Here is a 20,078-nt window from a genome sequence, read left to right on the forward strand (position 1 = left end):
CGTTTAGTCTTCTTCTCCTGCTTTTAAATAGTAGCCGACCCCACGACGCGTGATGATGTACGTCGGCGTCGACGGGTTGTCTTCGACTTTCTCACGAAGACGTCGCACCGTCACGTCGACCGTCCGGACGTCACCGAAGTAATCGTAACCCCATACGGTCTGGAGCAAATGCTCACGCGTCATCACTTGCCCGATGTTTTGGGCGAGGTAATGGATGAGCTCGAACTCACGATGTGTCAGTTCAATCTTCTCTTCCCGCTTCGTCACCATGTACGAATCGGGGTGAATCGTCAAATCTCCGATGACGATATCATTTTCATTGGCACCTTTCGTCTCCGGCGCCGGTGCCGTCGCATGACGGCGCATGTTCGCCTTGACGCGTGCCAACAGCTCGCGTGAGCTGAACGGTTTCGTCACGTAGTCGTCGGCGCCAAGTTCGAGACCGAGTACTTTGTCGATCTCTGAATCTTTCGCCGTCAACATGATGATTGGCATGTCGTATTTCTTCCGGACTTCCCGGCAGACTTCCATCCCGTCTTTGAGCGGAAGCATGATGTCGAGTAAGATCAAGTCTGGCTTGACCTCCTCGACTTTCACGAGCGCCTCTTCCCCGTCGTATGCGACGTGGACTTGGTACCCTTCTTTTTCAAGTTTGAATTTCAATATATCAGCGATCGGTTGTTCGTCATCTACCACTAAAATCGTACGATCCATTCAGTGAGTCCTCCTCTATCATTAAACGTACATGTCTATATTGTAACTCTTTTTCTATAGGTTAGAAAGCATGGGTCATTTCCGTGGAAATGAAAAAGAGAGCCGCGCGGGCTCTCTTTCTTATGCTTCGTAAATGTCACGCAAGATGACCGTCTGCTCACGTGCCGGTCCGACCGAGAACGTCAACAACTCGATGCCCGTCAACGCTTCGATGCGCTTGACGTAGTTCTGTGCGTTCACCGGTAAGTCCTCGAACGCGCGGACGCCTGTGATGTCTTCTGTCCAGCCCGGGAGCTCTTCATAGACCGGGACACACTTCTCGAGGACACGGAAGTTTGGCGGGTACTCATCGAGGAGCTTGCCTTCATACTCGTACGCCGTACAAATCTTCAACGTCTCAAGTCCCGTCAACACGTCAATCGAGTTGAGACAAAGGTCTGTGATTCCGCTGACGCGACGTGAGTGGCGAACGACGACCGAGTCGAACCAACCGACACGACGCGGACGTCCCGTCGTCGTGCCGTACTCTTTTCCGACTTCCCGGATCATGTGGCCGATCTCATCGTCGAGCTCGGTCGGGAACGGGCCGTCACCGACGCGCGACGTGTACGCTTTACACACCCCGACGACGTGATGAATCTTCGACGGGCCGATTCCGGCACCGCTCGACACGCCGCCAGACGCCGCGTTCGATGAGGTGACGAACGGGTACGTCCCGTGATCGATGTCGAGGAGGACGCCTTGCGCGCCTTCGAAGAGCACTTTCTCGTCTTCGTCGAGCGCGTCGTTCAAGACGACCGACGTATCACAGACGTACTTGGCGAACTGTTGGCCATACGCATAATACTCTTCGAACACGTCATCGAACGCAACCGCGTCGACTTCGTACATCTTCACGAACATGCGGTTCTTGATCTCAAGAACGGTCTTGAGCTTCTCGGCGAACACTTCTTTATCGAGCAGGTCGGCGATGCGAATCCCGATGCGCGCCGCTTTGTCCATGTAACAAGGACCGATGCCTTTTAACGTCGTCCCGACTTTCGCGTCGCCTTTCGCATCTTCTTCAAGCTTGTCTTGAAGCTGGTGATACGGCAAGATGACGTGCGCCCGGTTCGAGATACGGAGGTTGTCCGTGCTCACACCGCGCTCATGCAAGTAGGCGAGCTCTTTGACGAGCGATTTCGGGTTGACGACCATCCCGTTCCCGATGACACACGTCTTATCCGAGTAAAAGATCCCCGATGGAATCAAATGAAGTTTGTATTTCGTATCATTGAAGACGATTGTATGACCAGCGTTGTCTCCCCCTTGATAACGCGCGACGACGTCGGCTTGTTTCGACAAGAAATCGGTAATCTTCCCTTTTCCTTCATCGCCCCACTGCGTTCCCACTACGACTACTGATGACATAATGAATCCTCCTTGTAAATAAACGTTCTGTTCAAACCATCCGTAAGTGTACACCTGACACTTCAGAAAGTCAACCTAATACCGAACGATATTTTTATACTGTAATCTTTCGTTCGTTATTGACTTAACTTTCTTCGCTCACTTCTCGAATTCTTGATTTTCCGAAGACGTTTGGGTATAAAGTCGGACAAAAAAAGCGACGCCTCGTCGACGTCGCTTGATTCGTCGCTACATCGGCGGCGCAAAGGCTTGCGTCTCCATGTTGACGAACTTGTTGAATTCTTTTCGGAACGAGAGTTTGACCGTACCGGTCGGACCGTTACGCTGTTTGGCGATGATAATCTCGATCGTGTTCGCATCTTCACTCTCTTTGTCGTAGTAATCGTCACGATACAAGAAGGCGACGATATCGGCATCTTGCTCGATGGCTCCGGATTCCCGGATATCCGACATCATCGGCCGCTTGTCTTGCCGGCTCTCTACACCACGCGAGAGCTGGGACAAGGCGATGACCGGAACTTGAAGCTCACGCGCGATCGCTTTGAGCGTACGTGAGATCTCCGAGACTTCTTGTTGCCGGTTCTCGCCCGGTTTCCCGTTCCCGACGATGAGCTGCAAGTAGTCAATCATGATCATGCCAAGGCCATGTTCTTGCTTCAAGCGGCGGCATTTCGCACGAATCTCGTTGACCCGGAGTCCCGGCGTATCATCGATATAAATCCCTGCTTGAGACAACGAGGACATCGCGAGCGAGAGCCGTCCCCAGTCCTCGGCCTCGAGCCGTCCGGTCCGGAGACGCTGGGCATCGATATTGCCTTCCGCACAGAGCATCCGCATGACGAGTTGCTCGGCGCCCATCTCCAAACTGAAGATGGCGACGTTCTCGCCGGTACGGACCGCGACGTTTTGCGAGATGTTGAGCGCGAACGCCGTCTTCCCGACCGAAGGACGAGCCGCAACGATAATCAAATCGTTTCGTTGGAAACCGGCCGTCATCTTATCCAAATCGGTGAACCCGGTCGCAATCCCTGTGATCTCGCCGCTCGACTGGTGTAACTTTTCAATCGTCGAGTAGGCGTCCGATAAGACCGACCCGATCGGGTGGAAACTCGACTGTCCTTTTCGTTGCGACACTTTTAAGATGTTCCGCTCCGCGTCGGATAAGACCGCATCGACTTCGTCTTGGCGCTCATACCCGTCCGAGACGATGTTCGTCGCCGTACGAATGAGCCGGCGGAGCGCCGCCTTTTGGTCGACGACGTTCAAGTAGTAGCCGATGTTGCCGATGGCCGGAACCGCTTCGGCGATTTCGGCCAAATAGTTCAAGCCCCCGATCTCATCGAGAATACCTTGCGCTTGAAGCTCGGAACTGAGTGTGACCAAATCGACGAGTTCACCGCGGTCATTGATTTTCAGCATCGCCTCAAAGATGCGTTGATGGCTGACCCGATAAAAATCGTCCGGGTCGACCCGTTCCGAGGCAGTGATCAGACGGTCCGAGTCAAGGATGACGGCTCCGAGGACGGCTTGCTCCGCCTCTACGCTATGCGGCGGGGTATTCACTTGAATCGCATCACTCATCCGTCATTCCCTCACCTTCACGCTTCTTGGACATGGACGTTCAACGTGGCCGTGACGTCCTGATGCAACTTCACTGGCACTTTTGTGAAACCGAGCGCTTTAATCGGGTGCTCGAGCTCGATTTTACGCTTGTCGAGCTTGTAGCCCATCCCTTTCAACGCCTCGGCGATTTGTTTGCTCGTGACCGAACCGAAGACGCGGCCACCTTCACCTGACTTCGTCTTGACGACGATCGTCTCTTTCTCGATTTTGGCTTTGAGTGTTTGGGCTGCTTTCAACTCTTCTTCAGCCGCTTGCTCGGCCCGGCGCTCTTTCGCCGCGAACGCCTTCAAGTTGCCCGGCGTCGCTTCGACGGCCAAGTTCTTTTTGAAGAGGACATTCTTCGCGTATGCGTCGGCGACGTCTTTCACGTCGCCCGCTTTCCCTTGCCCTTTAACATCTACTTTTAAAATGACTTTCATTCCGTTTCCTCTCCTTCGGTTTCATCTGTCAAATAATGATCAATCGCTTCTTTCAACAGTTTCTTCGCTTGGTCGCGATTGACGTCAAGCTGCGTCGCCGCATTCGTCAAATGACCGCCGCCTTCAAGCATCTCCATGACGACTTGGACGTTGACGTCTCCGAGCGAACGGGCACTGATGCCGGTCCGTCCGTCCGGCAAGACAGCGATGACGAACGACGCTTTGACGCCTTCCATATTGAGCAGTTGGTCGGCCGATTGGGCGATGAGCACTTGATGGTGCGGTTCATCGTCCGGCGCGACGGCAATCGCCATCCCATCTGAGTAAATCTCCGTGCTCTCGAGGATGTGCGACTGTTCGATATACGAATCGAGATCTTGCCGCATGAAATGTTGAACGAGCACCGTATCCGCCCCTTGAATCCGCAGGAACGACGCGGCGTCAAACGTCCGCGATCCCGTCCGGAGCGTGAACCCTTTCGTATCTACCATGATGCCCGCGAGGAGGGACGTCGCCTCTAAAATCGACAGTTTGCGCGTGCCGGCCTGATACTCGATCAGTTCCGTCACGAGCTCGCACGTCGACGATGCGTACGGCTCCATATAGACGAGCACCGGGTCTTCGATGAACTCTTCGCCCCGGCGATGGTGATCGATGACGACAACGCGCTCGGCCCGGTCAAGAATCTCGCGTGAAATGACGAGCGAAGGCCGGTGCGTATCGACGATGACGAGTAAGGTCTGCTCATCGATGAGCGGTTGGGCCTCGAACTCGGTCAGGAAGCGGCTGTAGAGCTCTTCATCGTTCTCGACCTCATGGACGAGACGCTGGATCCCGACACTCGTCTCACCGGCCGGGATGACGACATACGCCTCACGGCCGACGAACTCGGCGAGCTTCATGATTCCGATCGAGGCGCCCAGCGAGTCCATATCCGGGTTTTTATGGCCCATGATGAGCACGCGGCTCGATTCTTTAATCAAGTCTCGCATTGAGTTCGAGATGACACGGGCCCGGACGCGCGTCCGTTTCTCGGTCGGGTTCGTCTTGCCGCCGAAGAAGCGCACTTTCCCGTTATGCCGTTTGACGACGACTTGGTCGCCGCCGCGGCCGAGCGCTAAATCGAGGCTCGACTGGGACAAGTTGCCGAGTTCCGTCAATGACGTCTCGCCGCAGCCAATCCCGATTGAGAGCGTGAGCGGAATTTTATGTTCTTTCGTCGCTTCCCGGACCTCATCTAAAATCGCGAACCGATTGTTCTCGAGTTCAGAGAGCGTCCGCTCGTTCATGACGAGGAAAAAGCGGTCGGCCGCCGTCCGGCGCATATAGATGTGATATTTTTGCGCCCATTGATTGAGCAACACGGTCACACGGCGATTGATTTCGCTGCGAATCTGCTCATCGACGCCGGTCGACATCTCGTCATAGTTATCCAAATACAAGACGCCAATGACGGTCTGTGTCTCCGAGTATTTCTGTTCAATCTCGGCCTCATCCGTCATATCGAACAAGTACAACGTCTGATACTCTTGATTGTATAGCACGCGATAGACCCGGTCCCCGACTTCAATCGTCGCTTCGTCTTCTTCTTCTTCAATCAACTCGGTGAACGCCGAATGAATCGCATCGAGCGGGATGCCGAGTTCCATCTCAAGCTCGAAGATGAGACGGGACTGCTCGTTGAACCAGCTGATGCGACGCGCCTCATCAAAGACGAGAATCCCGATCGGCATCCCGGTCAACGCTTCTTTCCCGACGTCTTCAATCCGGTGGGACAACGAGTGAACGTATTGTTCCCATGCTCGGCGTTCCCGACGAATCGTCACTTGCTGATAGATGAAGAAAATCAGCGTGAAAACGAACAGGGTGACTGCTGCCACGATGCTGTAGAACGCCAATCCAAGCGCAGCGAGGACGCCGAACGCGTATGGGAACGCGTGCTTTGAATGGTTCTTCACGGATGTTATTGCTTCACCACTGTGCATGTATGCCTCCTAAAATGAGTGTCAAACACCCATGATGTCGAAATGGTTTCTGCTTTATCATACCATATCCGTCTATTCGACTTACACTCCGACGATAAACAAAAAACGACCTATCCCGAAGGATAAGTCGTGCGCCAAGATTACTCTGCAACGTATGGAAGCAAAGCCATTTGACGTGAGCGCTTGATAGCGACAGTAAGTGGACGTTGGTATTTCGCTGAAGTACCAGTCACACGACGTGGAAGAATTTTACCACGCTCCGAAACGAAGCGTTTGAGCAATTCTACGTCTTTATAATCGATATGAGTGATGTTGTTCGACGTAAAGAAACATACTTTACGACGACGACGACCTCCTGGACGACGTGCCATGTGAAGACCTCCTTTATTAGTTTAGTTTCGAATCGGCTCGATCAAAATGGTAGATCGTCATCCGATAAGTCGATTTTGCCTCCGCCCGAGAACGGGTCGGCGTCAAAACCTTTGTTTGAGTTCGAGGACTGAGATGAAGTCGAAGAAGCGGCTGCGCCCCATCCTGACCCACTTGACTCACCACCACCGAAGACATCTCCAGCCGGTGCTGTATCACGTTGCCCTGAGGCCCCGCGTGGTTCAAGGAAGCGTACGCTATCGGCTACGACTTCTGCCCGGTAACGACGTTGGCCATCTTGACCTTCGTAACTACTGATTTGAAGGCGACCGTCTACGCCGGCCATGCTGCCTTTTTTCAAATATTGTGCCACGTTCTCTGCTTGTTTGCGCCATACGACACAATCAATAAAGTCCGCCTCACGCTTCCCATCTTGTCCAGTGAATGGACGATCGCAAGCGAGAGTGAAGCGAGTTACGGCGATGCCGCTCTGCGTATAACGCATTTCTGGATCGCGTGTCAATCGACCAACTAACACAACTCGGTTAATCATCTCAAAGCTCCCCTTTCGCAATATGAAGCGTCAAGAATCAACGCTCGTCTTTAGTTGTCATTTGACGGACAACGTCATCAGAGATCTTCATGAGACGCTCTGTTTCTTGAATCGCTTTCGGCTCAGCAGTGATGTTAAGAAGAACGTAGTGTCCTTCGCGCATCTTGTTGATTTCGTAAGCGAGACGACGTTTACCCATGTCTGTTGTTTTATCAACAGTACCACCGTTGTCAGTGATGACGTTGTTGAAGCGCTCGATCAAAGCTTTCTTCGCTTCCTCATCAACTGATGGACGGATAATGTAAAGAAGTTCGTATTTACGCATTATCTTTCACCTCCTCTTGGACTAACGGCTCCTACCGGTTGTAGGAGCAAGGAGCAAACAATTGTTTTACTCACGTCATAATATACTATCAAACTTCTCTTCGTTTTACAACACGTATTCGTAAATTGTCTTAGACGTTGAAACGGAACGTGACGACGTCGCCATCGGCGAAGACGTACTCTTTTCCTTCTGAGCGAAGTTTCCCTTGCTCTTTCACCGTCGCCATGTTGCCCGCGGCTGAAAGATCTTCAAACGAGACGACTTCCGCACGGATGAATCCGCGTTCGAAGTCCGAGTGGATGACGCCTGCACATTGCGGTGCCTTCATGCCTTGTTTGAACGTCCACGCGCGCACTTCTTTCTCACCGGCCGTGAAATAAGTCGCAAGGCCGAGCGTCGAGTAGGCGGCACGAATCAATTGATCGAGACCCGACTCTTCGATACCGAGGTCTTGTAAGAATTCAAGACGCTCTTCTGGTTCGAGCTCTGAAATCTCTTCTTCGATGCGGGCACAGATGACAATGACTTTTGCACCTTCTGTCGCTGCGTGCTCGCGAACCGCTTGTACGTATGGGTTGTTGTCCGAGTCTGCCACTTCGTCTTCGCTCACGTTCGCGACGTAAAGCATCGGCTTCATCGTGAGCAGTTGGAAGTGCTTGACGATGGCGAGTTGCTCATCCGTCAATTCCGCGACACGAGCTGGGCGCTCTGACTCGAGCACCGCTTGCACGATTTCAAGTGCCTCGAGTTCTTGTGCGGCGCCTTTATCTTTTGACTTCACCATCTTTTGAACGCGCGTGATGCGTTTCTCGACGAGTTCAAGGTCCGCCAAAATCAATTCGAGGTTGATGGTCGTGATGTCATCGATTGGCGACACTTTTCCGGCGACGTGCGTGATGTTGTCGTCTTCAAAACAACGGACGACTTGGCAAATCGCATCGACTTCACGAATGTTGGCGAGGAACTTGTTGCCAAGCCCTTCCCCTTTTGACGCTCCTTTGACAATTCCGGCGATGTCCGTGAATTCGAACGCGGTCGGTACCGTCTTTTTCGGTTGAACGAGTTCCGTCAACCGATCAAGGCGTGAATCCGGTACTTCGACGACACCGACGTTCGGGTCGATCGTAGCGAACGGATAGTTGGCCGCCTCTACACCTGCTTGCGTAATCGCGTTAAATAATGTCGATTTCCCGACGTTCGGCAATCCGACGATTCCTGCTGTTAATCCCACTTGTATGTCCTCCTCATCCGGGTTTCCCGGGAAATGTTGATCCGTCTGTGGAGTGGGTACATTGAGTACACCACACCGTCACATCCTTCACAATTATAGTTAGTCCACGATTAAACCGCAACTCAACACGTGAACGTAAAGAAAAACGCCTCTTATTCAGCGGCGTTTTCTTCTTTAAGCACTTTCTTTAATCGCTTATCAAAATCGCGACGTGGCATGAGCACGCTCGCACCGCAGCCTTGGCATTTGATGCGGATGTCCATCCCGACCCGTGTCACTTGCCAACGGTTCGTCTTGCAGGCGTGCGGCTTCTTCATTTCCACATAATCGTTTAACTCATACGATTTAGCTTGCATCTCCAGGCGCTCCTTTAGTCGAGGTAGTCGGCGACATCATGACCGTGCGTGGGTACGGAATCTCGATGCCACGCTCGTCTAGTCCCGCCTTCAATTCTTTATGCAAAATGCGGCCGGCCGCGAAGTGTTGTGTCGGCGGCACCTCGGCCATGAGCCGATAGACGACTTCAGACGGCCCGAGCGATTGGACGCCGGCGAGCGTGATCGGTTGAATGAACAAGTCGTGATATTTCGCTTCGACCGTCTTCGCGATCTCTTTTAGCGCCGTCTCGACTTTACCCATATCTTCTTCATAGGCGACACCGATATCGACGACGGCGACACTGTTCTCAAGCGAATAGTTCGTCACTTGCATGATTTGACCGTTCGGGATAATCGTCACTTGGCCGTTCAAACCTTTCAGCTTCGTCGTCCGAATCCCGACTTCGATGACCGTTCCATCGACTTGCTGGTTCAAGTTGACGTAGTCCCCGTTCTTATATTGGTTTTCAAAGATGATGAACGCGCCCGTGATGACGTCCTTGACCAAGTTCTGCGCGCCGAACGAGATCGCAAGACCGGCAACCCCGGCCGACGCAATCAAACCGGCGATGTTGACGCCGAACTGGCCGAGCACCGTCAAAATCATGACGAGGCCGAGCACGTAACGAATCGTATTTTGCGCCAGTTTCAATAACGTCTCGTTTTGGCGCTGGGCGACGATGTTGTCTTCATGGATTTTGCGTAACGTGAAGACGCGTTGTACCATCGACGTCAAAATGCGTGATGCGATATAGAGTGCCAAGATGATGAGCGCGACGCCGGCGAGCTTGAAACCGAAGCCGATCCACATCTCGGTATCTTGAAAGTAAGCGACGAACCGGTTGACGTTCTCAATCGTCTGATCCGCCACTGATGACAAATCAGTTGGGTCTGTATTTTGTGAAGCCATGTTTTCACCTCGTAAAATCGTATATTCTAACCCATCAAAACATACTTTACGACTTTTCTCAAACGCTACATCCAGACGTTATAAGTTTCAACGTTTTGGGAATGGGATAGTACGGTATCTTTCCGACAAGGCAACTAGACGTTCTGCAGCTCAGAAGAGAGGATGAGATTCATGCCGTTTCGCTTAAAACCACACAAACCCTACTCGTTCTTCATCGAACATACCGAACGGAGCGGTTCACAGCTATTCGCTGACCAGCTGCACGAGCAGTTGGCGAGCGAGGCGCATCGTCCCATCGTCCTCGTCTGCATCGGCTCCGATCGTTCGACCGGCGACTCGCTCGGTCCTCTGGTCGGTACGTTTCTCGAAGAAAAGTCGGTTCGTAATTTATACGTCTATGGGACGCTTACGAAGCCTGTCCATGCGTTAAACCTCGTCGAGACGCTTCACGAGATTCAGACCCGCTTTCATCGGCCGCTCATCATCGCCATCGACGCCTGTCTCGGTCGATTGTCGAGCGTCGGGTACGTCTTCTTCTCAGAAGGACCGCTCGCCCCGGGCGCCGGTGTCCAAAAGGAGTTACCTGCCGTCGGTGAATACAACATTAAAGCCGTCGTCAACGTGAGTGGTTTCATGGAGATGATGATTTTACAAAACACACGCCTCCACCTCGTCTATGAGCTCGCCCGTTTCATCACGGAAGGGTTTGCCGAGTTCGATGCACGCATCGGTCGGCTCCATCATGAAGAAGCGGCGATCACCCGGCTCCGTCAATCCCGTGACGAATCGAAATCTTGAGGCGACAGGAGCGTCAACAGGTGCTCGAGGTCGTCCTGTGAGAAATATTTCAGTTCGAGGACGCCACCTTTTCGTCGGGGGCGAATCGATACATCCATCTGAAGACGTTCCGCTAGAACCGCTTCGACAGCTTCGACGTCGGCGCTCGAGCGTTTGAGCGTCTTTTTTGCTGTCCGCTCTTTTTGCAAGAAGCGTTCAAGTCGACGTACCGTCCATTGTTCGGCGATGACCCGGCGTGCGATTTGTTCCATCGCTTGTTCGGACTTCATCCCGGTGATGGCACGCGCATGCCCCATCGTCAATTCTCCGACCATGACGGCATGTTGAACGGCGCTCGGCAGACGGAGTAGGCGCAAACTGTTCGTCACGTGGCTCCGGCTCTTGCCGACGCGTTCTGCGAGTTGCTGTTGCGTCAGCCCGAGCGTCTGCATGAGCTGTTCATAGGCGAGCGCCTCTTCAATCGCGTTCAAGTCGGCGCGTTGAATGTTTTCGATGAGGGCGAGTTCCATGACCCGGTCCGAGTCGGCCGTCACAATCAATGCCGGAATTTCTGATTTGCCGGCGAGCTTCGCCGCTTGATAACGTCGTTCTCCGGCGATAATCTCATAAAATCCGCTCGCCTTACGGACGACGATCGGTTGTAACACCCCGTATCGCTCAATCGACTGGCGCAACTCGTCGAGCTGTTGCGGTTCGAATTGCTTCCTCGGTTGGTTCGGGTTCGGGCGGATGAATTTAATCGGTAACCGTTCCATGCTGCTCCTCCTTTTTATTTCGATGATTGAAAAAAGCACGGGCTCACTGTTGTGGCCGTGCTTTTGGGATTCGAATTCGAATCTCGACGAACCCGTCTTCTTCGACTTCTTCTGTTTCCACTTCGATGCCGGTCTTTCCGATCAGTTCGACCGAGTCACGAATCGTATTGATGGCGATTCGTGTGTCACGGGCAAAACTCTTCGTTCGACGCGGCCGTTTTTTCGGCTTGCGCTTCTCTTCCTCAATCGGTGTGAGTAAAAATTCGACGCGTTGCTCCGTCTCTTTGACGTTGTACTCTTGCTCGATAATCTCGATGAGCACTTCTAATTGCAACCGTTCGTCTTTTAACGGCAACAAGGCACGGGCATGCCGCTCGTTGATTTGACGGTCGCGCAAGCAATGTTTGACGTCTTCCGGCAATTTCAACAGACGCAACTTGTTCGCGATGGTCGACTGGCTCTTTCCGAGACTTTTCGCAAGCGCGGCTTGCGTCAACCCGTTCATCGCCAACAGACGCTCGTACGCCTCCGCTTCTTCAATCGGGCTGAGCTGCTCGCGCTGCAAGTTTTCGATTAATGCGAGTGCGGCGGTCGTATCGTCATCCATATCGCGCACGATAGCCGGAATCGATGACCAACCGAGCGATTTGGCCGCACGAAAACGTCGCTCCCCGGCGATGATTTCGTAGCGGTCGAGTTCGACCCGTCTGACGACGATCGGTTGGAGCAGACCATGCTCTTGAATCGTCACGGCCAGTTCTTCAATTTTAGCCGGCTCGAACACTTTACGCGGTTGATAGCGGTTCGGAAGCAAAAGCGACAATTGGATCTCTTCTACTTGGTCGTGCGGCTTGACTTGCGCCATTTCCGTGACGGCCACTTCTTCTCGATTTCCAAACCACTTGGCAAATGTTTTCTTCAACGTCGGCACCCCTTATGTAAAAAAATAAGCAGACTCCCACCGGAATCTGCTTTTAGTTTCACGTGAAACACTATTACTCAGATTAGTGGCTCTTTCGCCGGTGTCCCCGCTTTACGCGGATATTTCCCAGGCGTTTTTCGTAATTTATCTACAATTACGATATTACGCTCACTCATCTCTCCTGGCAATAGGAACTGGTGTGTCGCTTTTACCTTCCCACCGAGTACCGCCAAGGCGTTTTTCGCGTCCACGAGCTCGTCGGAAACTTTCGCCGCTTTGAGCGCTACGAACGTTCCACCGACTTTTGCAAGTGGTAAACAGTACTCGGCGAGCACCGTCATTCGGGCGACGGCACGGGCCGTCACGACATCAAATTGCTCACGAAATTTTTTATTTTTTCCAAATTCCTCGGCCCGTCCGTGATGGAACGCGACGCCTTCAAGTTCAAGCGCGAGCGCGAGCTCGTTCAAAAACGTAATGCGCTTGTTCAAGGAATCGATAATCGTCACATGAAGGTGCGGGTATAGAATTTTGAGCGGCAAGCTCGGGAATCCGGCGCCGGCTCCGACGTCACATACCGTCTCGACGGTCGTGAAGTCAAAATGAAACGCTGCGCTGAGCGAGTCATAAAAATGCTTCAAATAAACTTCTTCTTGATCGGTGATGGCCGTCAAGTTCATCTTCTCGTTCCATTCGACGAGCATCTCGAAATAGCGTTTGAACTGAGCGAGTTGTTTCTCACTCAATTCAAACCCTTCTGCTTGTAACGCCTCAATAAATTGGGATTCGTTCATCGTCTCACTCCACCGTCGCGTATTGTCCTTGCTCGATGTAGACGAGTAAGATCGACACGTCAGCCGGGTTTACCCCGGAAATACGTGACGCTTGCCCAATCGAGAGCGGACGCACTTGTTTCAACTTTTGTTTTGCCTCTGTCGCTAAGCCGCCAATCGCGTCATAGTCGAGGTTTTCAGGGATTCGTTTTTCTTCCATACGCCGCATCTTCTCGACTTGTTCAAGTTGTTTTGAGATATACCCCTCATACTTCACTTGAATCTCGACTTGTTCGGCGACGTCAGCCGGCAATTCGACCGGTGCCGGCACGACGGTCATGAGTGCCGCGTACGTCACTTCCGGTCGCTTCAACAAGATGTTCGCATGTGTCGCTTCTTTCAGCGGGTTTGCCCCGACTGATTCGAGCATCGCGTTCATCTCTTCCGTCGGCTTGACGACGAGCGACTCCAATCGTTTCACTTCTGTCGCGATCGCTTCGCGCTTCTCGTTCAATTGTGTTTGACGCTCTTCTGAAAGCAAGCCGATGTCATGACCGATATCGCTCAAGCGAAGGTCAGCGTTGTCGTGACGCAACAACAACCGATACTCGGCCCGTGACGTCAGGAGACGGTACGGTTCGTTCGTTCCTTTCGTGACGAGGTCGTCAATCAAGACGCCGATATACGCTTGTGAGCGATCCAAGATGACCGGGTCTTTCCCGAGCACCTTACACGCGGCGTTAATACCGGCCATGACGCCTTGTCCGGCCGCTTCCTCATATCCGCTCGTCCCATTGATTTGTCCGGCCGTGAACAGTCCTTCGATCGCCTTCGTCTCGAGTGTCGGCCAAAGCTGAGTCGGGACGACCGCATCGTATTCGATCGCGTAGCCCGGTCGCATCATCTCGGAGTTCTCAAGTCCCGGAATCGTCCGGAGCATTTGATGTTGTACGTCTTCTGGCATACTCGTCGAGAAGCCTTGCACGTAAATCTCTTCCGTGTCACGCCCTTCCGGCTCGAGGAAGATTTGGTGACGTGGTTTATCGTTGAAACGGACGACCTTGTCTTCAATCGATGGACAATAGCGTGGACCGGTCCCTTTGATTGCGCCTGAGTACATCGGTGAACGATGCAAGTTCTCGTCAATCAATTGATGGGTCCGCTCGCTCGTGTACGTGAGCCAGCACGGAATCTGTTCAATCGGGTCGAGGTCTTTTGACGTGTACGAGAACAGCGACGGATTGTCGTCACCCGGCTGAATCTCCGTCTTCGAATAGTCAATCGTCTTCCCGTCGATACGAGGCGGTGTGCCGGTTTTGAAACGGACGAGCTCGATCCCGAGTTCTTCGAGATGCTTCGACAGTTCGACCGATGGCATCTGGTTGTTCGGGCCGCTCTCATACGACAGTTCGCCGATGATGATTTGACCGCGCATGAACGTCCCCGTCGTGACGATGACCGCCTTGGCGCGATATTCCGATCCCGTGTTCGTCACGACACCGGCGATTTTCCCGTCCTCGATGAGGAAGCGTTCGACGAGCGCTTGACGAAGTAATAGGTTCGGTTCGTCTTCAAGCACTTTTTTCATATGATTTTGATATTGGAACTTGTCCGCCTGGGCACGTAGCGCGCGTACCGCCGGACCTTTCGAAGTGTTGAGCATCTTCATTTGAATGTATGTCGCGTCAATCGCTTTCGCCATCTCGCCGCCGAGCGCATCAATTTCGCGGACGACAATCCCTTTCGCCGGTCCGCCAATTGACGGGTTGCAATACATGAACCCGACCATGTCTGGGTTCATCGTCAGCATCGCCGTTTTCGCGCCCATGCGCGCCGACGCAAGTGCCGCCTCGATGCCTGCGTGCCCGGCTCCGATGACGATGACGTCAAACTCGCCTGCCGTGTAAGCCATAGTATTTCCTCCTTATTATTTACCAAGACAAAACTGTGAAAAGAGTTGGTCAATCAAGCTTTCTTGGACCGTATCTCCATTGATTTCGCCGAGCGTATCCCACGCTCGTCGTAAATCGATTTGTACCATATCGATCGGCATGTTCATGAGGGCGCTACCGAGCGCCTCATCGATTTGCTCAATCGTCTGTTTGATGAGTTGAATGTGTCGTGCGTTCGAGATATACGTCATGTCCTGTGACTCGACCCCTTTAGCGAAGAACAAGTTCGAAATCGCCTTCTCGAGCGCATCGATTCCTTCTTCTAGTAACAGCGAGGTGGCGACAATCGGACGCCCTGCCGCTAGTTTCTCTAGCTTAGAAGAATCCATGTTTTGTGGCAAGTCCGTCTTATTGATGATAATGATGGCGTTCATGCCTGAAATCGCTTCGAATAACGCCTCATCTTCCGGTGTCAGTCCTTCGTGCCCGTTCAAGACGAGTAGAATCAAGTCTGCGCCGGCGAGTGCTTGCCGTGACTTCTCAACCCCAATCCGTTCGACGATGTCTTCGGTTTCCCGAATCCCGGCCGTATCGATCAGTTTGAGCGGTACCCCTTTGACGTTGACGTATTCTTCAATCGTATCGCGCGTCGTCCCGGCGATATCCGTCACGATCGCTTTCGTCTCTTGCACAAGCGTGTTCATGAGCGACGACTTTCCGACGTTCGGGCGACCGATGATCGCCGTGGCGAGGCCCTCCCGCAGAATCTTGCCTTGACGGGCCGTCTCAAGCAGTTGCTCGAGAATCCGCTTCACTTCTCCGGCCTTCTCTTCGACGATCGCTTGCGTCATTTCTTCAGCGTCATACTCCGGGTAGTCGATATTCACTTCGACGGCCGCGATGGTCTCGAGCAACTGCTGGCGCAATTCACGGACGAGACGGGACAAACGTCCCTCCATCTGAGACATCGCCACGTTCATGGCCCGGTCCGTCTTGGCGCGAATCAAGTCCATAACAGCCTCGGCTTGTGACAAGTCGATGCGGCCGTTTAAAAAGGCGCGTTTCGTGAACTCGCCTGGTTCTGCTAAGCGGACGTTCGGTTGTTCGAGGATCAACTCGAGGACACGATTGACCGCGACAATCCCACCGTGGCAATTGATTTCGACGACGTCTTCTCGTGTGAACGTCTTCGGCGCCCGCATGATGCTGACCATCACTTCGTCCACGACTTCTTCCGTGTCCGGACGCTTCAATTTGCCGTAATGAATCGTATGTGACTCGACTTCCGTCAAGTTTTTTCCAGAAAATACGCGTGCCACCGTCTCGACGGACCGGTCCCCGGACAAGCGGACGATTCCGATTGCCCCTTCACCCATCGGTGTCGAGATGGCTGTAATCGTGTCAAACTCTAGCATCGTTCTCTCCCTCCAAACTCCAAAGCTTCTTCTATCATATGCATAACGAACCTACTATACACGATATTTGACTTGAACGAAAGGGTCGGACATCTCAGGATTTCATTGCATTCCCCCGACTCATTTTCGTACAATAAAGTAATATATTTCCAACGGAGGAGTGGATTTGATGCGACAACAAGTAGCCATCCAAACACTGACGGAGGCGTTACGTAAGGATGACGCTGTCGAAGCGATTTTTTTGAAGGGATCGTTCGGCCGCGGTGAAGGGGACGAGCATTCCGACGTCGACTTATACGTCCTCGTCGCTGATGGGGACGTGGCTTCGTTTTTAACGCGACGGCGTTACCATCTCGCCGCGTATCGTCCAATCTTATTAACCGATGAGATTCATATCGTCGCCCCGCAGCTCATCGTCGTGTATGACGATTTCTTACACGTCGATTTGTTCACCGTCACGATCGAAACGTTGAACGATCAGGACGAGGTGACCGTTCTGTACGACCCTGAGGCGCGACTGAAATCGCACCGCTCGAAGCTGACGTTGTCGGACGACGCGCTCTTCAACCATGCGTTTGACGCGGTTTGGTTCTTTTTCCAATATACGAAAGCACGTGACCGTGGCAATGACATCTGGGCGACCGAGATGCTCCGCCAAGGCATGAGTCATTTCGTTTACGCGCTCGCCGCCCATTACGATTCGTCCCGTTCGACGCTCGGCTTGAAGGATGTGGCGGCTCGTAGCCTCATCCCGCTCCGTGATTGGTACGAACGGTTAACCCCGTCGCAGCATGCTTCCGCTGCCGCGGAATACGTCCGTCGCCTTGAATCAGAGGAGACGTTCTTGACTTCCATCGTGGGCTTCGAGCGAATCGAGACGTTTTATCGACAGTTGCTACATCGTGAAAAGAGCCGCCTCGCGTGAGGCGGCTCTTCATACGACTTGGCGTCTCGATCGGCGCAGCGTGAAATACAAGACGAGCTCCATCATCCCTACGGCAATCAAGAAGCCGCCGAACAATTGGAACAAGACGAGCAGGCTACTGAACGGGTTCGTCAATAGGAGAAGTCCGATCCCGATCCATAATATACTCGTCACTAGAAAGTACATCCACCGGTTCGCCATCACACGGCGATAGCCGAGTGCTTGAACGAGTCGGATGATGCCTCCGAACAAAAACAGTAAACCGATAAAGATTGGGAGTAGGCTCGCGAGCACTTCTGCGAAAAAGAAGACGATGAGCGCCATCACCAAATAAATGATGCCCATAAAAAAGGATGGAGGCAAGCCGTCGCGACGATGGCGCATCCCTTGCACGATGGCCCAAAGTCCGAGAATAGCAAAATAGCCAGCTACCAAATAGACGATGATGTCAAAGAAGAAACGCGGATTCCATAAAATGAATAGGCCGATGAGCACATAAACCGCTGCCTGGACGAGCGTCGAACGCTCCAACCGCTTAATTAACGTCTCCATAGGAAAGACTCCTTTCTTCAGCTATCAACACCCTTTCTCTCTTCTATTCCCGCCTTTGCTCAAACTTACGTCATAAACAAAAAAGACTGCGAATTCACGATTCGCAGTCTGGCATATTATTTACGTTTTTTCTTTTTGTTCTTCTTTTCTTCTTCCGCGAGGGCGGCACGTTCTGCTTCTTTCGCCGCAATCTTCGCTTCCGCTTGAACCTTCATCTTCTCACGCATCGGGAGCATGATGGCCATCGTCACGATAATCGAGATGATGTAACCAACGACCCAGTACATCGAGAGCGCGGCCGGAAGGGTGATCGACATGACGAAGATCATGACCGGGAAGATGTAGAGCATCATTTTCAACTGCGGGTTCTGTTCTTGACCGGCCATCGAGATTTTTTGTTGGGCGTATGTCAATACAGCCGCTAAGATCGGCAAGATGAACGTCGGGTCTGGTGCCCCAAGGTCGAACCAAAGGAAACGGGCTTCGAAGATTTCAGGCGTCCGACGAATCGCGTCATAGAAAGCGAAAAGAATCGGCATTTGAATCAAGATTGGCAAACAACCTGCGAGCGGGTTGATTTGGTACTCTTGATACATTTTCATCATTTCTTCTTGCAGTTTACGCTGTGTCTCTTGGTCTTTTGAGCTGTACTTCTCACGAAGCTTCAACATTTCCGGTTGCAACACTTGCATCGCACCCATGCTCTTCGTTTGTTTGATCATGAGCGGTAAAATCAACAGACGGACGATGATCGTCGCAACGATAATCGAGTAACCGTACTGCCATGTCCCGCCAATCAAGTACGCTGCTTCTTTCAATAACCAGGCAAGTGGCCAAACAAAGTATTTCGCCCAAAAGCCTTCTGTCTCAGCCGTGATCGGCTCTCCTTGGATCGTCGAAGGGTCGACACAACCGGCCATCAATAAAATGGCACCGGTCATAACGGCTAACAATCCTAATTTTAGCTGTTTGCTCATAGTTCCTCCTACACTTTCTGTATCGATTCTTTTTTGCTTCATCCCACGTCTATCGGTCAATCCTGATTCGTTCGCGTTATATATGAAAGAACAAGTCCGAATTGTCATGAGCGGTCGGCTTATCTTGATTTCCAAACTTTCGCACGTTTAAACACATGCTTCAAGCTCTCCGTCACTTCATCTTGCGTGAGCGTCGTCGCCGGTTTCCGCGCGATGATGACATATTGATGAGGAGCGACGTTCGGTTCAAGCAAGCGAAGCGATTCACGCATGAGTCGTTTCATCCGGTTTCGTTCCACAGCGTTTCCTAACTTCTTGCTGACGGAAAGACCAACTCGAAAATGCGCTTGATCCGCTTTGAGCGTGTAGACGACAAACTGACGATTGGCCACGGAGTGTCCTTCGCGAAACACCGCTTGGAACTCTTCATTCTTTTGCAAACGGTATTCTTTTTTCAAAATTCTCACTCCATCCTTCGGTTCAAAAATCGTCAACTAACATCATACCATATCCCTTTCGATTCAACGAGGGCGAATCAACGTTTTCAATGCGATTGTGACAAAAAAAGATTGCCCGAGGAGAGATCCTCAGGCAATCTTGTGAGTTTACATTAGACAGTCAAGGCTTTGCGGCCTTTACGACGGCGAGCTGCAAGAATGTTGCGGCCGTTTTTCGTCGCCATACGCGCACGGAATCCGTGAACTTTTTTACGCTTACGGTTGTTCGGGTTAAACGTTGGTTTCATGGTTAAGCACCTCCTCAAGGTTAACGCTCTATTAGCAAGTTATAGTTTCATTTAAGGCAGTCTTTAAGATTATATAAACTGTTACTCTGAATGTCAATCCATTTTCCTGAGGTTTTCGTGGGAAAGGAAGACAACGAAGACCGATCATCCGATTTGGACGATTGTGGTGGTCCTTCCAATGGTTTGCATCCACAAAGGAAGGAAAGATTGACGAAACGTTAACACGATTATGGGTGTCTTCTTTACAAATAGCCCAACGAAGCCATTTTATCCACATTCTTTATTAGTTATCCACACCTATATGTGAATAACTCCTCTTTTTTCAACAAAATAAACGCGTTGATTTTAATATTTTCGTTTTCCTCTCTTACAAAAACTTTCTCTACTTTTGCCGCTTCCTCTTTTGTG

Annotated in this window: 22 protein-coding genes; 2 read left to right on the forward strand and 20 right to left on the reverse strand. The window is 52.1% G+C overall.

The genetic code is table 11. The annotated features are described in order from the left end of the window. Positions 1 to 3: 3 nt before the first annotated feature. From yycF to RT52_RS09885, 11 genes are all read right to left on the reverse strand, one after another. Positions 4 to 714, reverse strand: coding sequence for a response regulator YycF (gene yycF, locus RT52_RS09835; RefSeq protein WP_034806238.1), 711 nt, complete (start codon positions 712 to 714; stop codon positions 4 to 6). 120 nt (positions 715 to 834) lie between these two features. Next, positions 835 to 2,124, reverse strand: a complete 1,290-nt coding sequence (locus tag RT52_RS09840; RefSeq protein WP_034817032.1) for an adenylosuccinate synthase — start codon at positions 2,122 to 2,124, stop codon at positions 835 to 837. 228 nt (positions 2,125 to 2,352) lie between these two features. Further along, entirely contained in the window at positions 2,353 to 3,705 is a 1,353-nt protein-coding gene (gene dnaB / locus RT52_RS09845) for a replicative DNA helicase (protein WP_034806231.1), read from the reverse strand. 17 nt (positions 3,706 to 3,722) lie between these two features. Further along, complete coding sequence (gene rplI, locus RT52_RS09850; RefSeq protein ID WP_034817034.1) at positions 3,723 to 4,166, reverse strand: 50S ribosomal protein L9; 444 nt, start codon at positions 4,164 to 4,166, stop codon at positions 3,723 to 3,725. After that, positions 4,163 to 6,151 (reverse strand): DHH family phosphoesterase, encoded by a 1,989-nt coding sequence (locus RT52_RS09855; protein WP_051690334.1) that lies wholly within the window; start codon positions 6,149 to 6,151, stop codon positions 4,163 to 4,165. Before RT52_RS09855 ends, rplI begins: the two co-directional genes overlap by 4 nt. A 140-nt stretch (positions 6,152 to 6,291) precedes the next feature. After that, on the reverse strand, positions 6,292 to 6,522 hold the full coding sequence (rpsR, locus tag RT52_RS09860) for a 30S ribosomal protein S18 (RefSeq protein ID WP_015880232.1): 231 nt from the start codon (positions 6,520 to 6,522) through the stop codon (positions 6,292 to 6,294). A 41-nt stretch (positions 6,523 to 6,563) separates the two neighbouring features. Continuing rightward, positions 6,564 to 7,073 (reverse strand): single-stranded DNA-binding protein, encoded by a 510-nt coding sequence (gene ssb, locus RT52_RS09865; protein WP_034806221.1) that lies wholly within the window; start codon positions 7,071 to 7,073, stop codon positions 6,564 to 6,566. A 37-nt stretch (positions 7,074 to 7,110) separates the two neighbouring features. Continuing rightward, entirely contained in the window at positions 7,111 to 7,398 is a 288-nt protein-coding gene (gene rpsF / locus RT52_RS09870) for a 30S ribosomal protein S6 (RefSeq protein WP_034817037.1), read from the reverse strand. 130 nt (positions 7,399 to 7,528) lie between these two features. Further along, on the reverse strand, positions 7,529 to 8,629 hold the full coding sequence (gene ychF / locus RT52_RS09875; protein ID WP_034817039.1) for a redox-regulated ATPase YchF: 1,101 nt from the start codon (positions 8,627 to 8,629) through the stop codon (positions 7,529 to 7,531). A gap of 152 nt (positions 8,630 to 8,781) precedes the next feature. Then, the gene (locus tag RT52_RS09880; RefSeq protein ID WP_024371080.1) at positions 8,782 to 8,985 is read right to left on the reverse strand and encodes a DUF951 domain-containing protein; all 204 of its coding nucleotides are present in this window, start codon (positions 8,983 to 8,985) and stop codon (positions 8,782 to 8,784) included. Further along, positions 8,975 to 9,916: a mechanosensitive ion channel family protein gene (locus RT52_RS09885; protein ID WP_051690335.1), complete on the reverse strand. Its 942-nt coding sequence runs from the start codon at positions 9,914 to 9,916 to the stop codon at positions 8,975 to 8,977. The genes RT52_RS09880 and RT52_RS09885 overlap by 11 nt, the downstream gene beginning before the upstream one ends. 171 nt (positions 9,917 to 10,087) lie before the next feature. Between RT52_RS09885 and yyaC the strand changes: the two genes are divergently transcribed. Beyond that, positions 10,088 to 10,714: a spore protease YyaC gene (gene yyaC / locus RT52_RS09890; protein ID WP_034817041.1), complete on the forward strand. Its 627-nt coding sequence runs from the start codon at positions 10,088 to 10,090 to the stop codon at positions 10,712 to 10,714. Here yyaC and RT52_RS09895 read toward each other — a convergent pair. From RT52_RS09895 to mnmE, 5 genes are all read right to left on the reverse strand, one after another. Further along, positions 10,687 to 11,469 (reverse strand): ParB/RepB/Spo0J family partition protein, encoded by a 783-nt coding sequence (locus RT52_RS09895; protein ID WP_051622583.1) that lies wholly within the window; start codon positions 11,467 to 11,469, stop codon positions 10,687 to 10,689. The two genes, yyaC and RT52_RS09895, sit on opposite strands and share 28 nt — an antisense overlap. Before the next feature lie 43 nt (positions 11,470 to 11,512). Next, on the reverse strand, positions 11,513 to 12,391 hold the full coding sequence (gene noc, locus RT52_RS09900) for a nucleoid occlusion protein (RefSeq protein ID WP_034817042.1): 879 nt from the start codon (positions 12,389 to 12,391) through the stop codon (positions 11,513 to 11,515). Between the two features lie 77 nt (positions 12,392 to 12,468). Next, positions 12,469 to 13,185: a 16S rRNA (guanine(527)-N(7))-methyltransferase RsmG gene (rsmG, locus tag RT52_RS09905; protein WP_034806205.1), complete on the reverse strand. Its 717-nt coding sequence runs from the start codon at positions 13,183 to 13,185 to the stop codon at positions 12,469 to 12,471. Between the two features lie 4 nt (positions 13,186 to 13,189). Continuing rightward, on the reverse strand, positions 13,190 to 15,076 hold the full coding sequence (mnmG, locus tag RT52_RS09910; protein ID WP_034817044.1) for a tRNA uridine-5-carboxymethylaminomethyl(34) synthesis enzyme MnmG: 1,887 nt from the start codon (positions 15,074 to 15,076) through the stop codon (positions 13,190 to 13,192). A gap of 15 nt (positions 15,077 to 15,091) precedes the next feature. After that, on the reverse strand, positions 15,092 to 16,471 hold the full coding sequence (mnmE, locus tag RT52_RS09915; protein WP_034817046.1) for a tRNA uridine-5-carboxymethylaminomethyl(34) synthesis GTPase MnmE: 1,380 nt from the start codon (positions 16,469 to 16,471) through the stop codon (positions 15,092 to 15,094). Between the two features lie 169 nt (positions 16,472 to 16,640). Here mnmE and RT52_RS09920 point away from each other — a divergent pair, with 169 nt between their 5' ends. Beyond that, positions 16,641 to 17,396: a nucleotidyltransferase domain-containing protein gene (locus RT52_RS09920; protein ID WP_034817048.1), complete on the forward strand. Its 756-nt coding sequence runs from the start codon at positions 16,641 to 16,643 to the stop codon at positions 17,394 to 17,396. 9 nt (positions 17,397 to 17,405) lie between these two features. Here RT52_RS09920 and RT52_RS09925 read toward each other — a convergent pair whose 3' ends face one another. The 4 genes from RT52_RS09925 to rpmH all read right to left on the reverse strand — a co-directional run bounded on the left by RT52_RS09925 (position 17,406) and on the right by rpmH (position 19,670). Next, positions 17,406 to 17,948, reverse strand: a complete 543-nt coding sequence (locus RT52_RS09925; protein ID WP_034817051.1) for an HdeD family acid-resistance protein — start codon at positions 17,946 to 17,948, stop codon at positions 17,406 to 17,408. 116 nt (positions 17,949 to 18,064) lie between these two features. Beyond that, positions 18,065 to 18,925, reverse strand: a complete 861-nt coding sequence (yidC, locus tag RT52_RS09930) for a membrane protein insertase YidC (RefSeq protein ID WP_034817053.1) — start codon at positions 18,923 to 18,925, stop codon at positions 18,065 to 18,067. Between the two features lie 119 nt (positions 18,926 to 19,044). Then, positions 19,045 to 19,383 (reverse strand): ribonuclease P protein component, encoded by a 339-nt coding sequence (gene rnpA / locus RT52_RS09935; protein WP_034806193.1) that lies wholly within the window; start codon positions 19,381 to 19,383, stop codon positions 19,045 to 19,047. A gap of 152 nt (positions 19,384 to 19,535) precedes the next feature. Further along, entirely contained in the window at positions 19,536 to 19,670 is a 135-nt protein-coding gene (gene rpmH / locus RT52_RS09940; protein WP_015880216.1) for a 50S ribosomal protein L34, read from the reverse strand. Positions 19,671 to 20,078 lie beyond the last annotated feature (408 nt).

Origin of the sequence: Exiguobacterium alkaliphilum 12/1, assembly GCF_000714435.1 — a bacterium.
Taxonomy (GTDB): domain Bacteria; phylum Bacillota; class Bacilli; order Exiguobacteriales; family Exiguobacteriaceae; genus Exiguobacterium; species Exiguobacterium alkaliphilum.